Consider the following 6,479-nt stretch of genomic DNA (forward strand, 5'->3'; position numbering starts at 1 on the left):
ACGATCTTCTTCCCGTTCGTCGGCCGCATCCGCGTGGCGGGCAAGACGGTCGCGCAGATCCGCGACGAGATGGCGTCCAGCCTGTCGCGCTACGTGAAGAATCCGCAGCTCGACGTGCGCGTGCTGTCGTTCCGCAGCCAGAAGGTACAGGTGACGGGCGAGGTGAAGCAGCCGGGCCCGCTCGCGGTGAGCGACGTGCCGCTCACGCTCGTCGACGCGATCTCGCGCTCCGGCGGCTCGACCGCCGAGGCCGACCTGCAGCGCGTGCGCCTGACGCGCGACGGCAAGCTCTACACGCTCGACGCGAACGGCGTGCTCGATCGCGGCGAAGTGAAGCAGAACGTGATGCTGCAGCCGGGCGACATCGTCAACGTGCCGGACCGCAGCGACAGCCGCGTGTTCATCATGGGCGAGGTCAAGACGCCGGTCACGGTGCCGATGCTCAAGGGCAAGCTGACCATCGCCGATGCGCTGACCGCGGGCGGCGGGATTCTCGACACCGACGCGAACCCGCGCAAGATCTACGTGATGCGCGGGATGCGCGACAACCCGACGAAGCCCGAGGTGTACCGCCTCGACATGACGCAGCCCGATGCGCTGATGCTGTCGAGCCGCTTCCCGCTTCAACCGCTCGACGTCGTCTACGTCAGCACGGCCGGTTCGGTGCAGTTCAACCGTGTGCTGCAGCAGGTGCTGCCGACGATCCAGACGATCTTCTACATGCGGCAAATCACGCGCTGATAGCCCGCCGGGGCGGCGTCCGCCCCCCGGCACCACTCAAGCGGGAACGAATGGTGAACACGCAAGCGAAACACTCCTACGCGGACCTGACCGCGAAGACCGAGGAAGAGGACTTCGTTCTCGGCCAGTTGCTCCAGGTGATCATGGACGACATCTGGCTGCTGATCGGCATCGCGGTGACGGTCGTCGCGCTCGCCGGCCTCTACTGCTTCATCGCGAAGCCGGTCTACCAGGCGGACGTGCACGTGCGGGTCGAGGGCAACGACAACACGTCGCAGGCGCTCACGCAGACGCAGACGGGCGCGTCGATCAACAGCGGCCCGCAGCAGGCGCCGACCGACGCGGAAATCGAGATCATCAAGAGCCGCGGTGTCGTCACGCCGGTCGTCGAGCAGTTCAAGCTGAACTTCTCGGTCGCGCCGAAGACGCTGCCGGTGCTCGGCAGCCTCGCCGCGCGCCTCGCGACGCCCGGCGAGCCGTCGCGGCCGTGGCTCGGCCTGAAGTCGTATGCGTGGGGCGGCGAAGTCGCCGACGTCGACTCGATCAGCGTCGTGCCGGCGCTCGAAGGCAAGAAGCTGACGCTGACGGCCGGCCCGAACGGCACCTATTCGCTGGTCGACGAGAACGGCACGCGGCTGCTGGCGGGCCGTGTCGACGAAGCCGCGCAGGGCGGCGGCGTGACGCTGCTCGTGCGGAAGCTGGTCGCGCGCCCCGGCACGCAGTTCACGGTGGTGCGCTACAACGATCTCGACGCGATCAGCGGCTTCCAGGCCGGTATCCAGGTGAGCGAGCAGGGCAAGCAGACGGGCGTCGTGCAGATCTCGCTCGAAGGCAAGGACCCGGACCAGACCGCCGCGATCGCGAACGCGCTCGCGCAGTCGTACCTGAACCAGCACGTGGTCGCGAAGCAGGCGGAAGCGACCAAGATGCTCGACTTCCTGAAGGGCGAGGAGCCGCGCCTGAAGGCCGACCTCGAACGCGCGGAAGCCGCGCTCACGCAATACCAGCGCACGTCGGGCTCGATCAACGCGAGCGACGAGGCGAAGGTCTACCTCGAAGGCAGCGTGCAGTACGAACAGCAGATCGCCGCGCAGCGGCTGCAGCTCGCGTCGCTCGCGCAGCGCTTCACCGATTCGCATCCGATGGTGATCGCCGCGAAGCAGCAGCTCGCGGAGCTGCAGGGCGAGAAGGACAAGTTCAGCAACCGCTTCCGCAGCCTGCCGGCGACCGAGGTGAAGGCGGTCCAGCTCCAGCGCGACGCGAAGGTCGCCGAGGACATCTACGTGCTGCTGCTGAACCGCGTGCAGGAACTGTCGGTGCAGAAGGCCGGCACGGGCGGCAACATCCACCTGATCGATTCGGCGCTGCGTCCGGGCGCGCCGGTCAAGCCGAAGAAGGTGCTGATCCTGTCGGCCGCCGTGTTCCTCGGGCTGATCCTCGGCACGGGCGTCGTGTTCCTGCGCCGCAACCTGTTCCAGGGCATCGAGGACCCGGACCGCATCGAGCGCACGTTCAACCTGCCGCTGTACGGGCTGGTGCCGCAAAGCGCCGAGCAGGTGAAGCTCGACGCGGCGGCGGAGAAGGGCGGCAGCCGTGCGCGGCCGATCCTCGCGAGCCTGCGTCCGAAGGACCTGAGCGTCGAGAGCATGCGCAGCCTGCGCACCGCGATGCAGTTCGCGATGATGGACGCGAAGAACCGCGTGATCGTGCTGACCGGCCCGACGCCGGGCATCGGCAAGAGCTTCCTGACGGTCAACCTCGCGGTGCTGCTCGCGCATTCGGGCAAGCGCGTGCTGCTGATCGACGCCGACATGCGCCGCGGGATGCTCGACCGCTACTTCGGTCTCACCGTGCAGCCGGGCCTGTCCGAGCTGCTGAGCGATCAGTCGCCGCTCGAGGAAGCGATCCGCGAGACGCCGGTGCAGGGCCTGTCGTTCATCGCGGCCGGCACGCGCCCGCCGAATCCGTCGGAACTGCTGATGTCGACGCGCCTGCCGCAATACCTCGAAGGGCTCGGCAAGCGCTACGACGTCGTGCTGATCGATTCGCCGCCGGTGCTGGCGGTGACCGACGCGACCATCATCGGCCGCATGGCCGGCTCGACGTTCCTCGTGTTGCGCTCGGGCATGCATACCGAAGGCGAGATCGCCGACGCGATCAAGCGCCTGCGCACCGCGGGCGTCGATCTGGAGGGCGGGATCTTCAATGGCGTGCCGCCGAAGGCGCGCGGCTACGGCCGCGGCTATGCGGCCGTACACGAATACCTGAGCGCTTGACCGCATTTCACGACACCGGGCCGGCGCGAACGGCACCTGCCCGGCCGACTGGAGAATCCTTGATGAAAATTTCCGTGCTCGTTCCGACCTACCGGCGTCCCGCCGACCTCGCGCGCTGCCTGCTGGCGCTGCAGCGGCAGCAGCGGCTGCCCGACGAGGTGATCGTCGTCGCGCGCCCGGAGGACGACGCCACGCACGAACGGCTCGCCGATCCGGCGGTCGGCGGCGCGCTGCCGCTGCGCATCGTGCCGGTCGACGTGGGGGGGCAGGTCGCCGCGCTGAACAAGGGGCTCGACTCGGCGAACGGCGACATCGTCGCGATCACCGACGATGATGCGGCGCCGCGCCCCGACTGGCTTGCGCGCATCGAAGCCGTATTCCAGGCCGATCCGCGCGTGGGCGCGGTCGGCGGACGCGACTGGGTGCACGAGAAGGGCCGCCTGCTCGACGAATCGCGCGAGCTCGTCGGCCAGCTCACGCTGTCCGGCAAGATCATCGGCAATCATCACCTCGGCGTGGGCGGCGCGCGCGAAGTCGACATGCTCAAGGGCGCAAACATGAGCTATCGACGCGCGGCGATCGAACGGCTGCGCTTCGACACGCGGCTGCGCGGCGCCGGCGCGCAGATGCACAACGACATGGGCTTCAGCATGCACGTGCAGCGCGAAGGCTGGAAGCTCGTCTACGACCCGGCGATCGCGGTCGATCATTTTCCGGCCGAGCGCTTCGACGACGATCGGCGCGATGCCGCGTCGCTGAACGCGATCAGCAACGGCGCGCACAACCTGCACCTGATCCTGCGCGAGCATCTGTCGCCGCTCCGGCGCGAGATCGCGTGGTGGTGGTGGGCGCTGGTCGGCACGCGCGTCTACCCGGGCTTCGCGCACCTGCTGCTGGCGCTGCCGACCGCGCGGCGCGCCCGCGTGCTCGCGCACTGGCGCGCGGTGCGCCGCGGCGCCCGCGATGCGCGTCGCACCAACCTTGCCCCCCACCGTGCGGCGATGCCGCCGGTGACGTCTTGAACGGCCTGCGCGCACCGCGCGCGGCCACATCCGGAGGGCTCGCATGACCACGAAGGCTGCAACCCAAGTCCACGTCCATCTGTTCTATGGCGCCGATCCGCGTACCTACCGGAAGGGCGACGACATCGGCTGCCTGTACGGCTATCACCACGCCGAATCCGACGAATTCCGGTTGACCTATTCGCAGGACGTCGGCGAGAACCGCGTCGTGAGCGTCGCGCGCCGCGCGCTGAAGGCGGCGCTCGGCTTCGACATCGTGCATGCGTGGCGCAATCGCGCGGCGCTGCTCGCGACCGACGTGATCTGGACGCACACCGAGCAGGAGCATCTGGCCGCCGCGCTGATCCTCAAGCTCGCCGGCGCGCAGGGCAAGCGCCCGCTGCTGCTTGCGCAGAGCGTGTGGCTGTTCGACAAGTGGGGCAGTTTCGGCGGCCCGCGCCGCTGGCTGTACCGCAAGCTGCTCGCGCGCGCCGACGCGCTGACCACGCTCGCCCGCGACAACGCCGACCTGTGCCGACGCTATCTCGGGCGCGAAGCCGAATTCGTCTATTACGGGCTCAACACGCAGGATTTCCCGCCGGTCGAGCCGCGGCAATGGCAACCGAACCGGCCGCTGCGGATCGCGGCGATCGGCAACGACCGCGACCGCGACTGGCGCACGTTCCTCGCCGCGTTCGGCGGCGACGAACGCTACGAGGTGCGGCTCGCGACGCGCCGCCGCGTGCCGCGCGAATGGCATGCGCCGAACGTGAAGATCGGCCCGGCGTCGGGGCTCGCGAAGCAGCACGAGCTGTACGCGTGGGCCGACGTGATCGTCGTGCCGCTGCGGCCGAATTTCCATGCATCGGGCATCACGGTGATACTCGAGGCGGCGGCCGTCGGCAAGCCGATGATCGTATCCGACGTGGGCGGCCTGAGCGACTATTTCCCGCACGATACGGCCGCCTATGTGCCGGCGTTCGACGCGCAGGCGATGCGCCAGGCCGCCGACCGCTTTGTCGCCGACCCGGCGGCGGCGCTCGACTGCGCGCGGGCGGCCGCCGCCTGCCTGCGCGAACGCGACCTGACCACGCAGGCGTTCGCCGAGCAGCACGTGCGGATCACGCGCGACATGCTGCGCCGGCGCCGCACGCCCGCGCCGGCCGGCGTCGCGATGCCGCTCGCCGATTCGAGCGCGTCGTCGCAGTGAGCGCGGATCGATGAGTACGATTGCCGCCGAACGCGCGCCGTCGCGCGCCCGCAGCTGGTTCGCCGAGCCGAAGCACTGGGCCGGGCAGGCCGGGCTGTGGGCGTTGACCGCCGCGCTGATCGCCATCCACCAGGGCAAGGTGCTGACGCTCGCGTTCCCGGTGCTGGCCATCGGGGTCGGCATCTGGCTGTATTTCAAGAGCCCGGCACGCTACGTGGGCTTCATGTGGTGGGTGTGGTTCCTGAGCCCGGAAGTGCGGCGCCTGGCCGACTGGTCGAAGGGCGCGTTCACGCCGACGAGTTTGATCCAGGTCGCGCCGCTCGCGGTGACGATGATCGCCGGCCTGGGGCTCGTCAGGCATTACCGCGTGCTCGCGCAGCGGCGCGGGATTCCGGTGCTGCTGATCCTGTTCGGGCTCGTGTATGCGTACCTGGTCGGGATCGTGTCGAGCGGCGTGATGGCCGCGACCTACGACCTCGCGAACTGGCTGTACCCGATCCTGATCGGCTTTCACATCATGGTGAACGCGCGCAACTATCCGGAGTATCGCGACGTGCTGCTGTCCACCTTCATGTGGGGCATGCTCGTGATGGGCCTGTACGGCGTCGTGCAGTATTTCGTGATGCCGCAGTGGGACGTGCTGTGGATGGTCGGCTCGCAGATGGGCTCGCAGGGCGAGCCGGTGCCGTACGGCGTGCGTGTGTTCAGCACGATGAATTCGTCCGGGCCGTTCGCGTTCGCGATGATGGGGGCACTGGTATTCGTGCTGGTCGCGCCGCAGAAGATCCGCTGGTTCGCGGGCGCGGCCGGTTTCGTGTCGTTCGCGCTGTGTCTCGTGCGCTCGACCTGGGGCGGCTGGGTGATCGCGCTCGCGATCCAGCTCGTGCAATCGAGCAACCGCGTGCGGATGCGGATTCTGATCAGCGGCGTCGTGCTGGTCGGGCTGTGCGTGCCGCTGCTGACCGTCGGGCCGGTGGCCGACCGGCTCGGGGCGCGCCTGCAGTCGATCACGAACCTGAAGGACGACCGCAGCTACGACGACCGCAACAAGTTCTACGCGACCTTCGCGCAGACGGCGTTTACCGACGTCGCCGGCGAAGGGATGGGCGCGACCGGCGCGTCCACGAAGCTGTCGAGCGACAGCGGCGAACTCGGCAAGTACGGCAGCTTCGACAGCGGCGTGATGAACGTGCCGTTCGTGCTCGGCTGGCCCGGCACGCTGCTGTATCTCGCCGGCGTCGTGATGCTTTT

5 protein-coding genes are annotated in these 6,479 nt (G+C 68.9%); all 5 read left to right on the forward strand.

The features are described 5' to 3' along the window. On the forward strand, positions 1 to 741 hold a 741-nt coding region (locus tag JMF90_RS18750), incomplete at its 5' end, for an SLBB domain-containing protein (protein ID WP_201325306.1). Between the two features lie 50 nt (positions 742 to 791). After that, positions 792 to 3,017, forward strand: a complete 2,226-nt coding sequence (locus JMF90_RS18755) for a polysaccharide biosynthesis tyrosine autokinase (protein WP_011548195.1) — start codon at positions 792 to 794, stop codon at positions 3,015 to 3,017. Between the two features lie 62 nt (positions 3,018 to 3,079). Continuing rightward, on the forward strand, positions 3,080 to 4,039 hold the full coding sequence (locus JMF90_RS18760) for a glycosyltransferase family 2 protein (RefSeq protein WP_011548194.1): 960 nt from the start codon (positions 3,080 to 3,082) through the stop codon (positions 4,037 to 4,039). 43 nt (positions 4,040 to 4,082) lie between these two features. Next, on the forward strand, positions 4,083 to 5,228 hold the full coding sequence (locus JMF90_RS18765; protein ID WP_011548193.1) for a glycosyltransferase family 4 protein: 1,146 nt from the start codon (positions 4,083 to 4,085) through the stop codon (positions 5,226 to 5,228). A 10-nt stretch (positions 5,229 to 5,238) separates the two neighbouring features. Then, a partial coding sequence (locus tag JMF90_RS18770; protein ID WP_201325307.1) for a glucose-6-phosphate isomerase occupies positions 5,239 to 6,479 on the forward strand: 1,241 nt, incomplete at its 3' end.

The sequence above is a fragment of the Burkholderia sp. E168m23 genome, assembly GCF_016586125.1.
Lineage (GTDB): Bacteria > Pseudomonadota > Gammaproteobacteria > Burkholderiales > Burkholderiaceae > Burkholderia > Burkholderia orbicola.